Genomic DNA, 19692 nt, shown 5'->3' with positions numbered 1-19692 from the left:
GAAATTCAGGATTTCCGGTGGTAGCGCAGCGTCGCAAAGACCCGCCAGCTTCCGTCAGGCTGCAACACCGAATCGCGGATAGTCAGCCTGTCGTCGGCCTCCAGACTATAGGTCGACCGGCCGATTTCGCTGTCGGCGCTGCCCCAGTGAACCGCCCATATATCGGCGCCGATTTGCCCCGCCACCGGGCGGTTCTGACCATGGCTGTCGGACCAGCTTCCCGTGATCCGCCCCTTCGCATCGACGCGGTAAATCCCCTGCGCAGAATAGCGCATCGGCGCGGCGCCCTCGACGACAAGATGATAGTCCAGTCGCGTCGCGCCGCCACCCGGCGCCGGCCCCAGTTCAAGCGTCGCGGTCGCCTTTTGCCCGAACGCCGTGCCTTCGCCGATCCAGCTGCCATGCCACGCCGACAGCGACGCCGCGGGAGCCGCCGCAACCTCGGCGACGGGTGCGCTCACGGCCGCCGGTCCGGACAGGACCAGCAGCGCGGCGAGCGACCAGCCTGCCATCACCCCGCTGCTTCCGAGCGCGAGAACATGAAGGCATTGCCGTCGGGATCGTAGAAAGTGATCAGCTTCACCAGCCCCGGGACATGCTGGATCTCGCCGTCCTGCCGCACGCCTTCCGCATCCAGATGCGCCTTGGCTTCGTCGATGTCGGCGACCTCGAACACATTGGTCGCGCCGCCGCCCTGCACCACCGATTCGACCTGGCTGAGGCCGATATTGACCCCCGTCATCGGGGTCGCGAGCTCGCACCAGCCGATCTCGTCGGCACGGTAGAGCAATTTGCACTGCATCACCCGCTCGTACCAGCCGATCGCCGCGGTCATGTCGGTCACCCCCATCGAACAGGTGAGTTCGGATCCGATCGTCAATGCCATGTCCTGTCTCCCGTTGCGCAGGATCGGTTCTCCGATCGCGCTTGCCTCTAAGGTCTGGTTTGTATAGTTACTTGCAAATGCCGTCAAGCAAGCCCGATCCGCTGCTCATTGCGCTCGGCAGCCATCGCTGGCTGGTGCCGCTGCTCGCCGATCTTGCTGCGCACAAGGGCGCGCGCTTCGTCGAACTGGTCCACCGGCTCGGGCTCTCGCGCGACAGCTGCACGCGTACGCTGGAGGCCGCGGCGCGGATCGGCTGGGTGCAGCGCAACCCCGGCCACGGCCATCCGCTGCGCCCCGAATATATCCTCACCGAAGCCGGCGCGGCAGCGGCGGCGCGCGCCGCGACCATCGCCGAGGCGCAGGCGGCGATCGGCCTGCCGCCGGGGTCCTCGACGCGCTGGGGCCTGCCGCTGGTGGCGGGGATCGGTGCGGGGCACGATCGTTTCAACGCGCTGTCGAGGCTGCTCACCCCCGCCACCCCGCGCGCGCTCTCGCAGGGGCTGACGGCGCTGGGGAGCCATGGACTGGTGCGGCGCGAGGTGATCGACACCCGGCCGCCCGCGAGCCGCTATGATTTGACGGCAAGCGGGCGGTTGCTGGCGGACGCCTGCCTTTAGTCCTCCCCGGCTTTCGCCGGGGAACAGCCTAGTTCAAAGCCGCCTTCACGAAATCGGCCGCACGCTCACCGATCATGATGCTCGGCGCATTGGTGTTGCCCGAAACCAGCCGCGGCATGATGCTCGCATCGGCGACCCACAGGCCATCGATGCCGTTCAGCTTCAGCGTCGGATCGACCACCGCGCCCGCATCGCTGCCCATCCGGCACGTTCCCACCGGGTGATAGACGGTGTCGGCACGCGCACGGATCAGCGCGTCGAGCGCGGCATCGTCGGCGAGGTCGACCGGATGCCGGTCGGTCCCGGCATAGTCCGACAATGGCGGCGCTTCGCAGATGCGGTGCATCATCCGTACCCCCGCCCGCAGCGTCGCCATGTCGCGGTCGTCGGTCAGGAAGCCGGGGTCGATCAGCGGCGCCGCAGTGGCATCGGCAGACGCCAGCGTCACGCTCCCGCGGCTTTCGGGGCGCAGCACACAGGCATGGCACGAAAAGCCATGCCCCTTCACCTTGGTCCGGCCGTGATCCTCGAGCAGCGCGGGGACGAAATGATACTGGATGTCGGGCGCGGGAAGATCGGGCGAAGATTTCCAGAAGCCCCCCGCCTCGGCGAAGCAGGTCGTCATGATCCCGGTGCGCTTGCGACGATGTTCGATAACCGCCTTCACCATCCGCCATGTGCCGCCCGGGCTGTTGCCGAAGGGTTCGGCCGATTTGGTCTCCCAACCCGATACATAGTCGATATGGTCCTGCAGATCGGCGCCAACGCCCGCGCGATCGGCAACGACGTTCAGCCCCATATCCTTCAGATGCGCGCCCGGCCCGATCCCCGAGAGCATCAATATCTGGGGCGATCCGAACGCCCCGGCCGCCAGGACCACCCCGCCCCGCGCGCGCAGCGTCTCGCGCTGGCCGCCGCGGCGGATCACGACCCCGGTCGCGCGGCCGTCCTCGACCAATATCTTCTCGACCAGCGCATCGGTGCGGATGTCGAGATTGGCGCGGCCGCGCAGCGGCTCGACATAGGCGCGCGCCGCCGACCAGCGCTCGCCGTCCTTTTGCGTCACCTGATACAGGCCGAAGCCTTCGTTGCTCGGCGCATTGAAATCGGCGGTGCGCGGAAGCTGCAGCACCGCCGCGCTCTCGACAAAGCGGCGGCTCGTCACATTGGGCCAGCGCTGGTCCATGACGTTGAGCGGGCCGTCGGCTCCGTGAAACGCATCGCCGCCGCGCTCGTTGCCCTCGCTGCGCTTGAAGTAAGGCAGCACATCGGCATAGCTCCACCCCGTCGCGCCGAGCGACGCCCACTGGTCATAGTCAAAGGCGACCCCGCGAATATAGATCATCGCGTTGATCGCGCTCGACCCGCCCAGCCCGCGGCCGCGCGGCTGGTAACCGATGCGGCCGTTCAGCCCCTTTTGCGGTACGGTTTCATAACGATAGTTCGAGGCGTCGCGAATGAAGGGCATGAAGCCCGGCGTCTTGACCAGCATATTGTCGTTGCGCCCGCCCGCTTCGATCAGACAGACCGTCCGCGACGCATCCCCGGCAAGCCTTCCCGCCGCCGCGCTCCCCCCACTGCCGCCGCCGACGACGATAATGTCGAACTGATCCACGCAAATCTCTCCCGCTGCCACCCGACCGGTAGTCATTGGAGACTTACATGTATGTCATTAGCTTGCGAAGCAAGGGGGAGGTTTCCACCTCACACGCGTGCCTCAAATACAATTGCCCGAAAAACATGCTGCGATCAGCGACAGGGATGGCGCGGCGCCAAGAGCCAACAGAAAACCCCCGCCAAGGATCAATCGCCTGTCGCCCGATCGCCATCCTGCGACTGCACTTGCCCCAAAAATTCCAAGACAAAACAGCGAAGTCAACCAGAGCAGTGTCCCGGCCGACCCCACAAAAACCATCTTCCCGCCATGGCGAAGTCCGAACAGACTGGCGAAGAGCGTGAGGAAGACGGGCGTCGTCCCGGCGGTCAGCGCCAGTGCGTCCCAATATTTCCAGCGCACCAAAGCGCTACTCCGCCGCCTCTTCGACCGGCTGCCCCGCTTGCCATTTCGCGCGGATCATGTCGCTCGTCTGCCGGCTGCCATCGTGGCTCCAGCCGGGCTCGCGCCACATATAGGACAGCTTGTGCCGCCAGGGCGCGTGCCAGACGTCCTTGGCGATGCCGACCCACTCGTGGACTGCAGCCCAGAGGATGTTGAAGCTCCCGAGCTGTTTGACGATGCCGTAGCGCACCGGCTCATCGTCGCGCTCGGGGACGAAGCTGCCGAACATCTTGTCCCAGATGATGAAGACCCCGGCATAGTTGGAATCGAGATAGCGCGGGTTGACGCCGTGATGGACGCGGTGGTGCGACGGGGTGTTCATCACCGCCTCGAACCATTTCGGCATCCGCCCGATCGCCTCGGTATGGATCCAGAATTGATAGATCAGGTTGAGCGCGGCGCAGAAGAACACCATCGCCGGCGGAAAACCGATCAGCAGCAGCGGCAGGCGGAAGATGAAGGCGAGGCTGATGAAACCGGTCCACGTCTGCCGCAGCGCGGTCGACAGATTATAATGCTGGCTCGAATGGTGGATGACATGGCTCGCCCAGAACCAGCGGACGCGGTGGGCGCTGCGGTGAAAGGCATAATAAGCGAGGTCATCGAGGAAGAAGCAGAGAATCCACGCCCACCACCAGGTGCGAAATTCGATCCCGATGTCGAACAGGTGGAACTGATACACCCACACCGACGCCGCAACGACCGCCGCGCCGACCAGCGCCCCCGCGACCTGACTGCCCGTGCCGAGCATCAGCGAGGTCAGCGTATCGCGCGCTTCATAGCGGCTCTTGTCCTTGCGCAGCGAGAAGAGCATTTCGGCGATCAGCAGCAGGATGAAGGCGGGGACGGCGTAAACGACGGGATCGGGCAGCTCAGGCACGCGCGATCTCCCGCATCCGGCTCGCCCACATTCCCGCTTCCTTCCCCAATTGCAGCGTCACCGATCCGAATGTCCGATCCGGGGTCGTCAGGATCAGGAAATTCTTGTCGAGCCGCGCGGCGACGCTGGCATCGACGGGGCGCGCCGCAAAATGATTGCCATGCGCACGCACCAGCAACAGCCGCCCTTCGCCGTTGCGGACGAGCGCCGCAAAACCCGCACGGTCGCGCGCCACCTCGACCCCGCCAAAACCCGCCTCGGCCTCTTCAGCAAGGCGGATCGCATGATCGGCGTCGGCGATGCGCGGGTCGGCACCGAGGCCCATCGCCTTGACCAGCCACGCGACGAACAACACTGCGACAAGCGATACGCCAGTCTGAATCAGCTCCGCTGCCGTCACTTTTCGCCCGCCAGCGCGTCCATCATCGGCCGCAGCCCCGAAAGATCATAGCCCGCACCCGCCGCCGCTTCGCACAGCGCACCGACATCGTCGCCGGCGCGCGCGCGGGTCAGCGCCCACAAATGGGTCGAGCGCGTCCCCGACCGGCAATAGGCCAGCACCGGCCCGGTCGCCCCCGCCAGAAGCGCATCGAGCGCGTCGAGCTGCGGATGGCTGAAGCCCGCATGGCCAACCGGGATCGCGGCATAAGCAAGCCCTTCGGCAGCGGCAGCATTCGCAATCTCGTCGCTCTGCGGCGCCGACGGCTCCTCGCCGTCGGGCCGGTTGTTGACGATCATCGCAAAACCCGCGGACTTGGCCGCGGCCACATCCTCAACGGAAATCTGCGGGGCGACGCTATAGTCGGCGGACAGGGGACGAAAATCGCTCATGCCGCGATCTATAGGCCGCACGCTTTGGCTGACAAGCGTGAAAGCTAGGCAGGGAGCCCCACCTTGCCCCCCTCGGGTGCCGCCGCCGCCGGGGCAGGGGAACTACTCCGGTCGGCGACGACTTCGGCAAAACGTTCGGCATAGCGCGGATGCTCGGTTCCCATCAGCCTGTCCCACCAGGTGAAATAGAGCCCGTAATTGGTGTTGAAGCCGCCGCTATGGTGCAGGTCGTGGTGCGTCGTGGTGTTGATCCAGCGCGTCAGCGGCGACGACAGCCACCAGCGCGGGTGAAGTTCGAAACCAGCGTGGCCCATCGCGTTGCGGATCAACTGGAAGTTGGCCCATGTGAACATCACCCAGATCGGCGCCGGGACGAGGATCAGCCACAGCGGCACGAAAGCGAACATCACGACCGCCTCGGGAATCGCGAAGCTGTAGATCGCCCATGCGGTCGGCGTCACCGAACGGTGATGCGCGCGATGGAAAAATTTGAACAGCTTCGGATGGTGCATCGTGCGGTGCGCCCAGTAAAAATAGGTGTCGTGCGCGACGATCGTCGCCGCGACCAATGCCAGATCGATGGCGATGCCATGGCTGCCCCCGAACTGGTAAACCCCCAAGCTCCCGAAGCCCCACAACAGGAGCAGCCCGAGAACAATATAGACGCTGATCGAGCGCATCGACTGGAAGAATTCGCGGCGCATATCGGCCGAGGTCGCCTCGCGCGGCTGGATCTTGCGCGTGGACAGACGGGTGCGGCGCAATCCCCAGACGATCGCACTCGTAATGGCTGCAACGACAATATAACGGCCAAAGTCGACGGCGAACATCGCCGGCCCCTTGTCGATCAGCGTGGCGAATGTGGGGAATTCTTGAATCATGCGGGCACCCTCCTGAGCTGGAAGGCCGCGTCGGAGCAGTTTTGCGCCCGCCCCGCTCCGCAATGTCGAAATTCGGCTAGCCGATTTCGGAATCGATCAGTCGCGCATTCCCAGCCGCGCGGCGCGATACTCGCTCGGCGTCATCCCCTCGGCGTCGCGAAAGGCGCGGTTGAAGGGGCCGAGCGACCCGAAACCCGCGTCGATCGCGATGGTCAGGATCGGCACGCTCTGCTGCGCGGGATCGGCGAGCGCGGCGCAGACTTCGTCGAGGCGAAAGCTGTTCAGAAAGGCGGTGAAGTTGCGAAACCCCATCTCGCCGTTGATGGCACGGCGCACCCGATATTCGGGCTCGCCGAGCTGCGCCGCAAGCGCCGCGATCGAAAACCCCTCGGCGCGATAGGCGCGCTCCTCGGCCATCACCGCCTGCAACCGCCGCGCGAGCCCCGACGGCGCGGCGGGTTGCGCCTCCACCTGCGGCGGCGGCGCATCGGGGGCGGCGAACAGCTCGGCCGAGCGGAAGCGATAGAGGCCGACCGAGACGATGAAGGTCGCAATCACAATCGCGGGCAGCGTCACCATCTGCCGCAGGTCGTGGTTCATATCGCGGCTCGGGAACATTTCGAGGAAGATGATCCACATGATGAAACCGCCGATCGCGCCCACCACCGCGAGGCGAAAGCTGCGGCGCTCCTCGATCAGGTCGGCCGCGCGCCCGCGCCAGGCGATCCAGATCCCGCCAAACGCGAAACCGATCATGCCGATGCGCACCATCAGCATGATCTCCCAGCTGAACCACCCCGTCGTCACGATCGCCGCGACCTGCGCGAGCAACAGCACGGCAAAACCGAGCATCAGCAACCCGTCGCGCCAGTCGATCCGCTGCCGGTCGTCGAACCACAGCCGGGCAAAGAGCCAGAAGAGCGCCGGCACCGCGAGCGACAAGGCGTCGAAGGCGACAAAGGGGAAGCTCAGCGGATAGTCGGGGCGAAAAGCCGGCGCGAGCAAATAGGAAATGATCGCGAAGTTCATCGCGATCGCGACGCGCGCTGACAATATATTGCGATAGTCGCGCCACAATATTGCGATCCACAGACCGAACAGCGCCGTCGCGGCGCCGCGAATCATCAGGTCAAGGATATCCTGCACGGGCATCCGCATCTGCTACCGCATCAAACGCACTGATGCGAGTGCAACTACAATCTGTTTTCGTTGAGTAAATTGGTTCCGGCGCGCGACCGCCGCCGACACTAATATTGGTCGATCACCGCCAGAAACGCATCGCCCCATGCGTCGAGCTTCTTCGCGCCGACCCCGGGAATCGCCGACAGCGCAGTGCGGTTCGACGGCCGCTCGTTCGCCATCGCGCGCAGCACCGCGTCGTGGAAGATCACATAGGGCGGCACCCCGGCTTCCTGCGCCAGTTCGCGCCGCGTCGCGCGCAGCGCGTCGAACAGCGGGTCGCCAACAGGGTTCGCCGCCGCACCCGCCCCGCGCGGATCGCGCTTCGTCCGCTTCAGCGGCGGTTCGGCCATCAGAACCGGCGCCTCGCCCTTCAGCACCGGCTTCGCCGCCGGACCGAGCATCAGCCCGCCATGTTCGGTCGTCGACAGCGCCTCGCGCGCCATCAGGCTGCGCACCAGCGGCTTGATCAGCCGTGCTTCCTCGCCCTCGACGATCCCGAACACCGACAGCTTGTCATGGCCGCGGCCGACGATCCGCTCGTCGCTGCGCCCGGTCAGCACCGCCTCGATATGCCCGGCGCCATAGCTTTGCCCGGTGCGATAGACCGCGCTCAGCAATTTCTGCGCGAGCACCGTCGCATCGACCTGCGCCGCGGGATCGAGGCAATTGTCGCAATTGCCGCAGCGCATCGGCGGATTCTCGCCGAAATGGCGGAGCAGCGCGGCGCGGCGGCACTCGACCGTCTCGACCAGCACTGCGAGCGCGTTCAGCCGCGCCCGCTCGCCCGCGACGCGCGCCTCGGGCAGTTCGGCGAGGCGCACCCGCGCGGTCGCAAAATCATTGGCACCCCACAGCATCAGCGTCTCGGCGGGGTCGCCGTCGCGCCCGCCGCGCCCGGTTTCCTGATAATAGCTTTCGATCGACTTGGGCAGCGCGGCGTGGGCGACGAAGCGCACGTCGGGCTTGTCGATCCCCATGCCGAAGGCGACCGTCGCGGTGACGATGCCGTCCTCGCTGGCGACGAAATCATGCTGCACCCGCGCGCGGATTTCGGAGTCGAGCCCGGCATGATAGGCCGCGACGCGGCGCCCCGTCGCGGTCGCGAGCTGTTCGGCGAGCCGCTCGGTGCCGCTGCGCGTCGGCGCATAGACGATCCCCGGCCCCGGATTGGCGGCGATGAAATCGAGCAATTGCCGCGCCGGGCTGATCCGCGGGCGGATCGCATAGCGGATATTCGGCCGGTCGAAGCCTGCAAGGATCAGCCCGTCGTCGGGAATGCCGAGCTGGACGAGAATATCCTCGCGCGTGTGCTTGTCCGCGGTCGCGGTGAGCGCGAGGCGCGGCACCTGCGGAAAGGCGTCGAGCAACGGACGAAGCAGGCGGTAATCGGGGCGGAAATCATGCCCCCATTCCGAAACACAATGCGCTTCATCGATCGCGAACAGCGCCGGCATGCGCGCCTCGAGCAGCGCTCGAAATCCCTCGCCCGTCGCACGTTCGGGGGCGACATAGAGCAGGTCGAGATTGCCGTCGCGATACGCCTGCCGCGTCTCGGCGCCATCCATATCGACGCTGGTCAGGCTCGCGGCGCGAATCCCCGCCGCACGCGCGCCGCGCAGCTGGTCGTGCATCAACGCGATCAGCGGCGACACGACGACGACGCAACCATCGAGCGCGACCGCGGGCAGCTGATAGGTCAGCGACTTGCCCGCGCCGGTCGGCATCACCGCCAGCGTCCGCTCGCGCGCCATCACCCGGTCGACGACCTCGGCCTGCCGGCCACGAAAATGGTCGAAGCCGAAAGTCGATTTCAGCAGGGGGAGAAGCGCGGCGGCGGACATATCGGGGCCGCGATAGGGGGGATAGCGCGGCGGGGGAAGCCCCCATCCGTCGCCCCGCGAAGGCGGGGGACGACGCACAAGCCTATTTGCGCATCGTGAGCGCGCGTTCCGCCATCCGCGAGGCGGTTTCGCGTTCGGCCATCACGACATGATCGGCACCGCGCCGCGTCAGATCGTCGACCTCTTCGTCCGAATGGGCGCGCGCGACGATCGTCAGCGCGGGGTTGATCGCGCGCGCGCGGCGCACAATCACGCCCGCCTCGACGCCTTCGGGAATCGCGATCAAAAGGGTGGTCGCACTTTCGATCTGCGCCTGGCGCAGCACGCTTTCCTTCGCGGCATTGCCGATGATCACCGTCGCGCCGGCCTTTTCTGCGGCCGCCGCCATATCGCCCTGATCCTCGATCACCGTCAGCCGCTCGCCGCGTCCGCATACGAGGCTGCCGATATGGCTGCCTACGCGGCCAAAGCCGATCAGCACGGTGCGCACGGGCTCGGGCGGCGGCCGCGCCGCCTCGACCGCCGCCGCGACTTCGGCGTCGCGCTCATCGTCGGCGCGCATCCGCCGCACCGCGAGCGTGAAGAGCAAGGGGTTGAACAGGATCGACAGGATCGACCCGGCAAGGATCAGGTCGCGCGCGGTGTCGGGCATGACCTTGAGCCCGACCCCCAGCCCCGCGAGGATGAAGGAAAATTCGCCGATCTGCGCGAGGCTGACGGACACCGTCGTCGCGGTCCGTCCCGAATGGCCAAAGGCGCGAACGATCGCAAAGGCCGCGAGCGACTTGCCCAGCACGATGATCGCCACCGTCGCGAGTACCGGCCCTGGCTGTTCGACCAGCACCATCGGGTCGAACAGCATCCCGACCGAGACGAAGAACAACACCGCAAACGCATCGCGGAGCGGCAGCGTCTCTTCGGCCGCACGGCGACTGAGCTGCGTTTCGCCGAGGATCATCCCCGCAAAAAAGGCGCCGAGCGCGAATGACACGTCGAAAATCACCGCCGCACCAAACGCGACGCCCAGCGCAATCGCCAGCACCGCGAGCCGGAACAGCTCGCGCGACCCCGAATGCGCGACCCAGTGCAGCACCCATGGCAGCACGCGACGCCCGACGATCAGCATGAAGGCGATGAAGCCGACGACCTTGAGGAAGACGATCGCCGCCGCCTGCGCCAGCCCCGCAGTCGTCGCCGCGTCGCCGCGCGCCCCGAAAAAGGCAGGGAGCAGCACGAGCGCGAGGACCATCACCAGATCCTCGACGATCAGCCAGCCGACCGCGATCCGTCCCATTTCGCTGTCGAGCATGTCGCGCGCCTGCAGCGCGCGCAACAGCACGACCGTGCTCGCGACCGACAGCGCAAGGCCGAAGACCACGCTGCCCTCGACCGACCAGCCGAGCCACAGCCCGAGCGCGACGCCGAGGCTGGTCGCGACTGCGATCTGCACCAGCGCGCCCGGCACCGCAATCTTGCGCACCGAGAGCAGGTCTTTCAGCGAAAAATGCAGCCCGACCCCGAACATCAGCAGGATCACGCCGATCTCGGCGAGCTGGAGTGCGAGCCCGGTATCGGCGACAATCCCCGGGGTGAACGGCCCGACGAGCACGCCCGCGAGCAAATAGCCCGCAATCGGCGAAATCTTGAGCCGGTGCGCCAGCGCCCCCATCAGGAACGCGACGCCGAGGCCGGCGACGATAGTTCCGATCAACGAGGTATCATGTGGCATTTCCAACGCCTACGGGCCGAAACCGCACCGGGTCAAGTAACACAAGTGATTTGGTTGCGATTCACGCTTGAGCAGCAGGTACCGGCCCGAACATCGCGCCAATCTCTCCCGCGCCGATACGACAAGTCAGCCTTATTCGCAGCGCGGCGGCATGCCTTCGGCCCATTTCTCCAGACGCAAATCCGTCAACATGATGCGGTCCGAGGCATAGGGCCAATGTTCGATGCCATGGAGGCCGGGCATCACGGTACAGACGTCGGTGCGCTGGTCCTTTCCACCGACGCGAATGACGGCCCGGAACGCCAGCGCGCGATCATATCCGTTTGCGATAACCAGCAAGCGGTGATCGCTGGTGCCGATCTGACGGAAGGCGATGTGGATCCGGCCCGGCACGACCGTATCGGCACGCAAGCCCGTTTCGTCACCGGAAAGCCCGATCGCATTTTCGCCCGTCGCCCAGTCATATTGACCGCCCGTCAATTGCCGGGCCACATTATGCAGCCACGGCGTCGGCGGCCCCAGCTTTTTGCCTTCGAGTGCTGCGACGCCGGTCCCGTCGTCACCGATCTCCATCACGGCACCGCTGTCGACGGCGAGTGCGATGACTATCTTCTCACCCTCGCGCGCGGCGGCAGGAACGGTCAGGACGGAGGCGAACAGAGCGCCGATCAGCAAGCGGTTCATGCCGCCAACCTATGCGCGCAGCAATCGGGGTGCAACGGCGGACCTAAACCGTCCCCTCTTCCTTCTCCGCCTGCTGCCGCGCCCACATATCAGCATAAAGTCCCCGCATCGAGAGAAGCTGATCGTGCGTCCCCGTTTCGGCAACGCGGCCCTTGTCGAGCACGATGATCCGGTCGGCGCCAGTCACGGTCGACAGGCGGTGCGCGATCACCAGCGTCGTGCGGCGCTTCGCGATGCGTTCAAGCGTGTCCTGGATCGCCGCCTCGGTGCGGCTGTCGAGCGCGCTCGTCGCTTCGTCGAGGATCAGCACCGGCGGATTTTTGAGCAGAGTGCGCGCGATCGCGACCCGCTGTTTCTCGCCGCCCGACAGTTTCAGCCCACGCTCACCGACCTCGGTGTCATAGCCCTGCGGCAGGATGCCGATGAAGGTGTCGATCGCGGCGCCCTCGGCAGCCGCCGCAATCTCCGCGGCGCTCGCGCCTTCGCGGCCATAGGCGATGTTGTAGCCGATGCTGTCGTTGAACAGCACCGTGTCCTGCGGGACGATGCCGATCCCGGCGCGCAGGCTCTTCTGCGTGACCTGCGCGATATCCTGATCGTCGATCGTGATGCGCCCGCCCTGCGGGTCATAGAAACGGAACAGCAGGCGCGCGATCGTCGACTTGCCCGCGCCCGACGGCCCGACGATCGCCAGCGTCTCACCCGCGCCGACCGCGAAGCTCACGCCATTCAAAATCGTCCGGTCGGGCTCGTAGCCGAACACGACATTGTCGAACGCCACCGCGCCGCCGTTCACCACCAGCGGCCGGGCATCCGGCGCATCGCTGATCTCGGGCGGGGTGTCGATCAGGCGGAACATCGCCTCCATGTCGATCAGCCCCTGGCGGATGACGCGATAGACCATGCCGAGCATGTCCAGCGGGCGGAAGAGCTGCGCGAGCAAGGTGTTCACCAGCACGACGTCGCCGACGGCGAACTGCCCCTTCGACCAGCCCCACACGGTGTACGCCATCGCCCCCGCCATGGCGGCGTTGGTGATCAGACTCTGCCCGATGTTGAGCCACGCGAGGCTGTTTTCGCTCTTCACCGCGGCCTTGGCATATTGGTCGGCGACGTCGCGATAGCGCGCCGCTTCGCGCTCTTCGGCGCCGAAATATTTGACCGTCTCGTAATTGAGCAGGCTGTCGACGCTACGCCCGATCGTCAGCGTGTCGAGGTCGTTCATCCGCGTGCGCAGCGCGTTGCGCCAGTCGGTCACCTTGCGGGTGAAGATGATATAGACGACGACCATCAGCGCGGTCGCGCTGGCGAGGCCAAAGCTGAATTTGGTCCAGAAGATGATCAGCACCGCGGCCAGTTCGACGATCGTCGGCGCGATGTTGAACAGCAGGAAATAGAGCATCGTGTCGATGCTCTTGGTCCCGCGCTCGATCACCTTGGTCACCTCGCCCGTGCGCCGCGCGAGGTGGAAACGCAGGCTCAGCGCATGAAGATGACTGAAGGTCGCGATCGCCAGCTCGCGCGTCGCATCCTGCCCGACGCGTTCGAACACGACGTTGCGCAGATTGTCGAACAGCACCCCGGCAAAGCGCGCACCGGCATAGGCAAGGACAAGCCCGATCGCGAGCGCGACGCCCTCTTCCATCCCCGGCGCCATCTTGTCGATCGCGGCGCCATAGAGGAAGCCCATCGACAGCTGGATGCCCTTCGACGCCAAGACGATGAGGCCTGCAAGGACGATCCGGATCTTATGCTCGGTATGCCCGGCCGGCCATAAATAGGGCAGGAACCGCTTCAGCGTCGCCAGGACGGGCGGTTCGCGGTTCGCGTCGGCGGAGGTGGAGGTGTCAGGCGGCATGCGCGCCCCATGTAGGGAGACGCTTGTCTGTCGCCAAGCACCTATGCGCAACCTTGCCTTGCCGTCATCGCGGCTCGCGATCCCCCATGCGGTGGATGATGCGGTCGATCAGGCGGCGCTCCTCGCTGGTCGGCCCCGCGACGACGGGCAGATCGGCCGGCACCTGACGGCGGCCGAATATGGGGCGACGGGGCGGAAAAAGCGGGGAAAAACGCATCGGGGGCTGGCCTTGCTTGCGCGGCTTCGCCCCCCGGCGCCGCAGGTGATTGGTCCCTGCGGCGAGCATCGCGGACCCAAGGTATCGGTCCGGTAAAGCTGTGTGGTTACTGCTTTCTTTCCGGTACCGTGAAGGTGCCGGTCACCCGGCCATTGGTGCCGCCCGAAACCGGATTGCCGTCGGGACCGCGGGCCGCGCCGCGTCCGTCGACCGTCGCGCGACCGGTGTTGAGATCGATCAGCAGCCGCCCGCCGCGCAGATGATTGCCGCGCTGGCGCAGTTCGACATTGCCGACCATCGTGATCAGCCGCTTGTCGAGATCGTAAATCGCGACATTGCCCGTCGCGCGCTCGTCGCCCTTGGTCACCACGACTCCGCCGGTCGCGTCGAGCCGGTTGACGTCGGTACCGCCCGCGCGCGTATAGGCGACGGTCATCCGCGCCGCGGTCAGCGTCAGCCCAGCCTGCGTGACGCGAACATTGCCCGAAATGACGACGCGGTCGGACCGGTCCTGCACCTCGATGCTGTTCGCGGCGAAATCGACCGGCGCATTGCTGTTGTGATTGGCGAGCGCCTGTGCATGCGCGGCGTTGCCGCCGCCCACGGAAAGGATCGCAAGGCTGGCGAGCGCGAAGCCCGCACCGGCGAGGGCGGCGCTTTTCATGGCCGATAGGCGGTTCATTTCAGCACTCCCTGGTTGATCCTCAGCCGCGCATTGCCCTGCAAGCGCACCACTCGCTTGTCGAGATCGGCGGTCAGCTCGTTGGCCGAAAAATGACCGATGTTCAACGTGCCGTTGACCCCGCCCTGCCCGACAAGGCTGCGAGTCTTGAGGTCGATCGCGACATTTTTCGCATCGATGCGATAGCCGTCGGCGCTTTTCACCTGCACGTCGCCCGGAAAGGCGACCTTTTCGGTGTCCATATTATAGGCGCCATCCTTGGCGACGATCGTCGCCGGGCCGTCAGCCAGCTTGATCGCGCCCGACAGGTCGGTCATCCGCACGATCGGTTCGGCCGAGCTTTTCTGCACCGCGCTGCCCGCGAGCAGCGCAAAGGGCTGCCCCTTGCCGTCCTGACCGCGATATTCGGCGCGCGTCACCTTCATCCGTTCCTTCGCCACCTCGACCTTGTCCTTGGCGAGCAGGAAGCTGACCTCGGTGCGCTGGGTGAAGGGGGAGAAGACGAGGATCGCCCCGACGACGCCGATAACCAGCGGCAGGCCATAGCGCAGCAGGCGCACGACGCGATCGTGACTCGATCCGCTGGCCGCCCACATCCGGCGCATCGTGCGGTCAAGATCGGCGCGTTCGGACATGCTCTATCGATTCGCCCTTCAGCTATGCGCGAAAATATCGGTTTCGGGCCAGCCTGCGAGGTCGAGCGCGGCGCGCGCCGGCAGGAAGTCGAAACAGGCCTGCGCCAATTCGGTGCGCCCCTCGCGCGCCAGCCGCATGTCGAGAATCTCTTTCATCGCATGCAGGAAGCGCACGTCGCTCGCGGCATAGTCGCGCTGCGCGTCGCTCAGTTCGGCCGCGCCCCAGTCGCTCGACTGCTGCTGCTTCGACACGTCCTGCCCCAGAAGTTCGCGCACCAGCTCCTTGAGGCCATGACGGTCGGTATAGGTGCGGATCAACCGCGACGCGATCTTGGTGCAGTAAACCGGCGCGGTCACCACGCCCAGCGCCTGCTGCAGCGCCGCGATGTCAAAGCGCGCAAAATGAAAGAGTTTCAGGCGATCGGGATCGGTCAGGATCGCCTTCAGCACGGGCGCATCGTAACGGCTGCCCGGCTTGAAGCGCACGAGATGCTCGTCGCCCGACCCGTCGCTGATCTGAACGAGGCACAATCGGTCGCGCAGCGGGTTCAAACCCATGGTTTCGGTGTCGATCGCGACCGCACCGGGGCCCATCACGCCCTCGGGCAGATCTTCTTCGTGGAAATATACGCTCATACGCCCGCCTTAGGCGAAGCGGCCGCGCCGCTCAATGACTGGTTTTCGCAGCTGTGGCCGGTGTGCCACAGTCCTGCGGCAAAGCGCGCAAAACAGCAGTTTTCGGTGTTGAATTTTCCGTTCGCTCGCAGCGGGCTTATAGGTTATATATTGTGCTGTTAGAGGCACGGGGCGAGTCTGTGCCCATGGTGAACTGCGTCCCCGTCCGACGCAAGGCGCTGATCGAATGGGGTATGGACGAACCGAAAGCGACTATTAGACAATGAGTTTCAACAAGGATCGCCGCGGCCAGCGGGGGCGCGGCAAGCGCGATGATTTCGGCAATTTCGATAGCTTCGAACCTGCACCCTACGGCGGCGACAGCTACGGCGGCGGAAACCGCGGTGGCGGCTTTGGCGACCGCGGCGGCTTCGGCGGTGGCGATCGCAGCGGCGGCGGTGGCTTCGGCGGCGGTGATCGCGGCGGCTTCGGCGGCGGCGGCGGCGGTGGTGGCGGCTTCGGCGGCGGACGTGGCGGCGGCATGCCCGCGCAGGTCGTCGGCGAAGGCAATGGCACAGTGAAATTCTTCAATCCCGCCAAGGGCTTCGGCTTCGTTGCGCGCGACGATGGCGGCGAAGATGTCTTCGTTCACATCAGCGCGGTCGAACAGGCCGGGCTTCAGGGTCTCGCGTCGGGTCAGCCGCTCGGCTTCACCCTCGTCGAACGCAATGGCAAGGTGTCGGCCATCGATCTGAAGATCGAAGGCGAACCGATGCCGATCGAAGATAGCGCACCGCGTCGCGACGATCGTGGCGAACGCCCCGGCGGCGCAGCGCCCGGCGGTGCTCGCGGCCGGCGTCAGCTGACCGGTGAGCGCACCTCGGGTACGGTCAAGTTCTTCAACGCGACCAAGGGCTTCGGCTTTATCGCGCGCGACGATGGACAGGCCGATGCCTTCGTCCACATCAGCGCGGTCCAGCGCGCGGGCATGACCGGCCTGGAAGAAGGCGACCGCGTCGCTTTCGATATCGAGGTCGACGATCGCGGCAAATTCGCCGCGGTGAACATCCAGCCGCATCAGGACTGATCGGCGGATACAGGATAACGAAAAGGGCGGCCCTCGGGCCGCCCTTTTTGTTTGCGCTCAATCCCCTCCCGCAAGCAGGAGGGGGAACCGGCTTCAATACCCCAGCGTCGCCTGCAGAAACCAGATCCGCTGCTGCGTCTCGTCGGCCCACGTATCGACCAGCCCGCTGGTCGCAATGTCGCCATCGGCTTCGGCCGCCGCTTTGACGGCCTTCAACTGCGCGAGCAGCGTCTGATTGTCCTTGGCCAGCGTCTTGATCATCGTGTCGGCATCGACGTTCGCGCCGTCATCATCCCTGATCGACTGGCGACGACCGATGTCGCCGATCGAGCGCAGCGTCGATGCGCTATTTTTGCGCACACGCTCGGCAATCAGGTCGGTGGTCGCCAAGATCTGCGTCGCATGCTCGTCGAACAGCAGATGCAGGTCCCGAAAGCGCGGGCCATGGACATGCCAGTGAAAATTCTTGGTCTTGAGATAGAGCGCGAAGCTGTCGGCGAGCAGTGCGTTCAGCGCATCCGCGACCGCGGGCTCATTGTGATTCTGGGGCATGGGTCATCCTTTCTGTTGCCCAACGACATAGCAGGGCCGACGACAAAAGGCCCATGGATGCTCTCGGTCGCTGTTATCGAGAAACTCGATCACCAGCGTAATATCAGGAAGATAGCCCGATCAAGCCGAACGCGGCCATCGCGGTGCGAACGCCCCAGAGGATGAGGATGATCGCACACACCCGGCGCAATATGCGCGCACCGCGCCGGTCGGCGATCGCAGGACCAAAAGCGAGGAAGGGCAAAAGCGCAAGCGTCCAGCCGATCAGCCCGCCCGCCGCCGCCCAATATCCCGCCCCGCTGGTCGCGGCGAGCGCGCCGATCAGGAAATGGCTGCGATCGCCAAACTGGTCGAGCAGCATCCGTACCATCAGCCCGGCGGGTGGCATTTCGGCCACACGATCCGCCGTGATCGCCGGCCGCTCCCGCCACAACAGTGCCGCGGCCGCAGCCAGCAATGCAAAAGCGACGAACAGCGCGATCACGCCCTGCCCGATCATCCGGTTGGCCACCGATCCGGCGATGGCCGCGATCGCAGCATTGAGAATGAAGCTGCCGAACGCGAGTCGCGTGACGCGCCGACGATCCACGCCCGCGCGCAACAACCGCGAGAGAAAAACACCGGTGCGCCCGTCGGCATTGGCGAGCAGCACCGCCACGAGCGCGAGCATGATGGCATCCATGGAAATCGCGCCTGACGGGTCAGTCAGCGCGCGTCAATGCCCCAGCCGCATCGCGACCGACGCCAGCCATGCCTCCTGCGCGGCCGCAGGCAGCGGCCCGGGCGTGCTCGCGGCATCGCTCATCGCGTCGAGATAGGTCAGGATCGCCGCGCGTTGTCCGCCCGATCCGACCGCCGATTCGAGCCGGCTCGCCAGCGTTTCGACCGCGGCAAAACCATGGTCGCGCGCGAGGCAGCGAATGTCGTCGATACCCTGGACGATCTGCGCCAGCGCACAATGCGGCAGCGCTTCGGCGAGCGCGCCGATCTGGCCGGTAATCCGGCGCTGCATATCGGGAAACGGGTCGTTGTGGCTCAGCATCATGCACCCCCTGTTTACTGGGGATGACGATGCGCCCTTTTGGTTAACGCGCGGTTAGCGGTGGCCGGGAAGCCGGTCCTGCGTCTGCTTGCACCGGTACATGTCGCGGTCGGCGGCGGCCAATATGTCCGATTCGCTCACTCCCGTCCGCAGCATCGCGATCCCGAAACAGGCCGACAGCCGGATTTCATGGCCGTCATAAAATGCGGGGGTCGCGCTCAGCATCTCGCACAGCCAGCTAACCTGCGTCCGCGCCGCCGCCTCGCTCGACTGGTCGAGGATCAGGCCGAATTCATCGCCGCCGATCCGCGCCGCCACGTCGCTCGGACGGATTGCCGTCGCGAGCCGCGCGGCGATTTCCATCAGCGCAAAGTCGCCCGCAGCATGACCGAAGCTGTCGTTGATAAATTTGAGCTGGTTGACGTCGACAAAAACGACCGCGGCCGGTTCGGCATGACGCTCGAACCGCGCGATCCGCTGATGAATCGCGGTCAGGAAATAGCGACGGTTGAACAAGGGGGTCAGCGTGTCGCGTTCGGACACCCGCTCGAGCTCGGCTACGGCGATTTTGAGCACGCGGTTTTCACGGCGCAGTGCGTCGCGTTCCCGGCGCATTTCGCGCAGCTGGTCTTCGACGGAGTCGACGGACAGCATGCCGATATGGCTGACTGCAATCCGCGCTCCTCCTACGCTATCCATTCCCGGTCCCCGCGCATGTCACATTGCTCGCCGATGGATGCCGGCGATCATCTGGCCAAGGTCATTAGCCAGCAGGTGATACCAATCCGTAAACGCAGGGGCGTTTGGCGGCGTTGCGCCTGCGAAAGCGAATAGCTAGGGGAGTGCAGCGGCGATTCATCGCCGGAACAGGGCCGGGGTCAGGAGTATAGGGTGATGGGCGATAGCGCGCCGCAGGGCGGAAGCGCCAGAGTCAGCGTTGGCGTAATCATGGGCAGCCAGTCGGACTGGCCCACGATGGCGCACGCCGTCCATATACTGGAAGAATTCGGCATAGCGCACGAGGTGCAGATCGTCTCCGCCCACCGCACCCCCGACCGCCTGATCGACTATGCGAAAAGCGCAGCAAGCCGCGGCCTCCGCGCGATCATCGCCGGCGCGGGCGGCGCCGCGCATCTGCCCGGCATGGTCGCATCGATGACGCGCGTGCCGGTGCTCGGCGTTCCCGTCCAGTCGGCGGCCTTGAGCGGCGTCGACAGCCTCTATTCGATCGTCCAGATGCCCGGTGGCATCCCGGTGGCGACCTTCGCAATCGGCAAGGCGGGGGCGACCAACGCCGGCCTGTTCGCCGCAGCGCTGCTCGCGGGCGAAGATGCTGACCTTGCGGCCAGGCTCGACGCATGGCGCGCCGCGCAGACCGAGGGGGTCGCCGTGATCCCCGTGCGCGAGGGCTGAG

General features: G+C 65.8%; 22 protein-coding genes. 3 read left to right on the top strand and 19 right to left on the bottom strand.

Annotated features, from left to right (window positions below; all coding sequences use genetic code 11):
* Window positions 1-5: 5 nt before the first annotated feature.
* Both AC1RRJ_RS13200 and AC1RRJ_RS13195 read right to left on the bottom strand, forming a co-directional pair.
* Complete coding sequence (locus AC1RRJ_RS13200) at window positions 6-512, bottom strand: hypothetical protein (RefSeq protein ID WP_493123410.1); 507 nt, start codon at window positions 510-512, stop codon at window positions 6-8.
* Window positions 512-886, bottom strand: coding sequence for a VOC family protein (locus AC1RRJ_RS13195; RefSeq protein WP_493123408.1), 375 nt, complete (start codon window positions 884-886; stop codon window positions 512-514). Before AC1RRJ_RS13195 ends, AC1RRJ_RS13200 begins: the two co-directional genes overlap by 1 nt.
* 77 nt (window positions 887-963) lie before the next feature.
* Here AC1RRJ_RS13195 and AC1RRJ_RS13190 point away from each other — a divergent pair, with 77 nt between their 5' ends.
* A complete protein-coding gene (locus AC1RRJ_RS13190; protein WP_493123406.1) occupies window positions 964-1503 on the top strand; it encodes a winged helix-turn-helix transcriptional regulator in 540 nt (179 codons plus the stop codon).
* 28 nt (window positions 1504-1531) lie between these two features.
* On the opposite strand, the gene AC1RRJ_RS13185 is transcribed toward AC1RRJ_RS13190, so the two are convergent.
* The 13 genes from AC1RRJ_RS13185 to AC1RRJ_RS13125 all read right to left on the bottom strand — a co-directional run bounded on the left by AC1RRJ_RS13185 (window position 1532) and on the right by AC1RRJ_RS13125 (window position 15618).
* A complete protein-coding gene (locus AC1RRJ_RS13185; RefSeq protein WP_493123404.1) occupies window positions 1532-3118 on the bottom strand; it encodes a GMC family oxidoreductase in 1587 nt (528 codons plus the stop codon).
* Between the two features lie 409 nt (window positions 3119-3527).
* Window positions 3528-4442, bottom strand: coding sequence for a sterol desaturase family protein (locus AC1RRJ_RS13180; RefSeq protein ID WP_493123402.1), 915 nt, complete (start codon window positions 4440-4442; stop codon window positions 3528-3530).
* Window positions 4435-4842 (bottom strand): hypothetical protein, encoded by a 408-nt coding sequence (locus AC1RRJ_RS13175; protein WP_493123400.1) that lies wholly within the window; start codon window positions 4840-4842, stop codon window positions 4435-4437. The genes AC1RRJ_RS13180 and AC1RRJ_RS13175 overlap by 8 nt, the downstream gene beginning before the upstream one ends.
* The gene (locus AC1RRJ_RS13170) at window positions 4839-5273 is read right to left on the bottom strand and encodes a protein tyrosine phosphatase family protein (RefSeq protein WP_493123398.1); all 435 of its coding nucleotides are present in this window, start codon (window positions 5271-5273) and stop codon (window positions 4839-4841) included. Before AC1RRJ_RS13170 ends, AC1RRJ_RS13175 begins: the two co-directional genes overlap by 4 nt.
* 44 nt (window positions 5274-5317) lie before the next feature.
* Entirely contained in the window at window positions 5318-6154 is an 837-nt protein-coding gene (locus AC1RRJ_RS13165) for a sterol desaturase family protein (RefSeq protein ID WP_493123396.1), read from the bottom strand.
* A 96-nt stretch (window positions 6155-6250) separates the two neighbouring features.
* Window positions 6251-7312: an AraC family transcriptional regulator gene (locus tag AC1RRJ_RS13160; RefSeq protein WP_493123394.1), complete on the bottom strand. Its 1062-nt coding sequence runs from the start codon at window positions 7310-7312 to the stop codon at window positions 6251-6253.
* A gap of 89 nt (window positions 7313-7401) precedes the next feature.
* Window positions 7402-9177 (bottom strand): DNA helicase RecQ, encoded by a 1776-nt coding sequence (recQ, locus tag AC1RRJ_RS13155; protein WP_493123392.1) that lies wholly within the window; start codon window positions 9175-9177, stop codon window positions 7402-7404.
* 82 nt (window positions 9178-9259) lie between these two features.
* Complete coding sequence (locus AC1RRJ_RS13150; RefSeq protein ID WP_493123390.1) at window positions 9260-10906, bottom strand: cation:proton antiporter domain-containing protein; 1647 nt, start codon at window positions 10904-10906, stop codon at window positions 9260-9262.
* A gap of 132 nt (window positions 10907-11038) precedes the next feature.
* Window positions 11039-11590, bottom strand: a complete 552-nt coding sequence (locus tag AC1RRJ_RS13145) for a hypothetical protein (RefSeq protein ID WP_493123388.1) — start codon at window positions 11588-11590, stop codon at window positions 11039-11041.
* A gap of 43 nt (window positions 11591-11633) precedes the next feature.
* The gene (locus tag AC1RRJ_RS13140; RefSeq protein WP_493123386.1) at window positions 11634-13448 is read right to left on the bottom strand and encodes an ABCB family ABC transporter ATP-binding protein/permease; all 1815 of its coding nucleotides are present in this window, start codon (window positions 13446-13448) and stop codon (window positions 11634-11636) included.
* Window positions 13449-13771: 323 nt separating this feature from the next.
* Window positions 13772-14329: an LptA/OstA family protein gene (locus tag AC1RRJ_RS13135; RefSeq protein WP_493123384.1), complete on the bottom strand. Its 558-nt coding sequence runs from the start codon at window positions 14327-14329 to the stop codon at window positions 13772-13774.
* A 14-nt stretch (window positions 14330-14343) separates the two neighbouring features.
* Window positions 14344-14982, bottom strand: a complete 639-nt coding sequence (gene lptC, locus AC1RRJ_RS13130; protein ID WP_493123382.1) for an LPS export ABC transporter periplasmic protein LptC — start codon at window positions 14980-14982, stop codon at window positions 14344-14346.
* A gap of 18 nt (window positions 14983-15000) precedes the next feature.
* Window positions 15001-15618 carry a ribonuclease D gene (locus tag AC1RRJ_RS13125; RefSeq protein ID WP_493123380.1) on the bottom strand — a complete coding sequence of 206 codons (618 nt, stop codon included), beginning with the start codon at window positions 15616-15618 and terminating at the stop codon, window positions 15001-15003.
* A gap of 262 nt (window positions 15619-15880) precedes the next feature.
* Between AC1RRJ_RS13125 and AC1RRJ_RS13120 the strand changes: the two genes are divergently transcribed.
* Entirely contained in the window at window positions 15881-16684 is an 804-nt protein-coding gene (locus AC1RRJ_RS13120) for a cold-shock protein (protein WP_493123378.1), read from the top strand.
* 93 nt (window positions 16685-16777) lie between these two features.
* On the opposite strand, the gene AC1RRJ_RS13115 is transcribed toward AC1RRJ_RS13120, so the two are convergent.
* The 4 genes from AC1RRJ_RS13115 to AC1RRJ_RS13100 form a co-directional block, all read right to left on the bottom strand.
* A complete protein-coding gene (locus AC1RRJ_RS13115) occupies window positions 16778-17236 on the bottom strand; it encodes a Dps family protein (protein WP_493123376.1) in 459 nt (152 codons plus the stop codon).
* Between the two features lie 103 nt (window positions 17237-17339).
* A complete protein-coding gene (locus AC1RRJ_RS13110) occupies window positions 17340-17918 on the bottom strand; it encodes a hypothetical protein (RefSeq protein WP_493123374.1) in 579 nt (192 codons plus the stop codon).
* A gap of 33 nt (window positions 17919-17951) precedes the next feature.
* Window positions 17952-18281 carry a hypothetical protein gene (locus AC1RRJ_RS13105; RefSeq protein WP_493123372.1) on the bottom strand — a complete coding sequence of 110 codons (330 nt, stop codon included), beginning with the start codon at window positions 18279-18281 and terminating at the stop codon, window positions 17952-17954.
* 51 nt (window positions 18282-18332) lie between these two features.
* Window positions 18333-18932, bottom strand: a complete 600-nt coding sequence (locus AC1RRJ_RS13100) for a GGDEF domain-containing protein (protein ID WP_493123369.1) — start codon at window positions 18930-18932, stop codon at window positions 18333-18335.
* A 240-nt stretch (window positions 18933-19172) separates the two neighbouring features.
* Here AC1RRJ_RS13100 and purE point away from each other — a divergent pair, with 240 nt between their 5' ends.
* Entirely contained in the window at window positions 19173-19691 is a 519-nt protein-coding gene (gene purE / locus AC1RRJ_RS13095; protein ID WP_493124132.1) for a 5-(carboxyamino)imidazole ribonucleotide mutase, read from the top strand.
* Window position 19692 lies beyond the last annotated feature (1 nt).

The organism is Sphingopyxis sp. GW821-FHT12C06 (genome assembly GCF_058807415.1).
The sequence above is the reverse complement of the archived record's forward strand: the minus strand, read 5'-3'. Positions and strand labels throughout refer to the sequence as shown.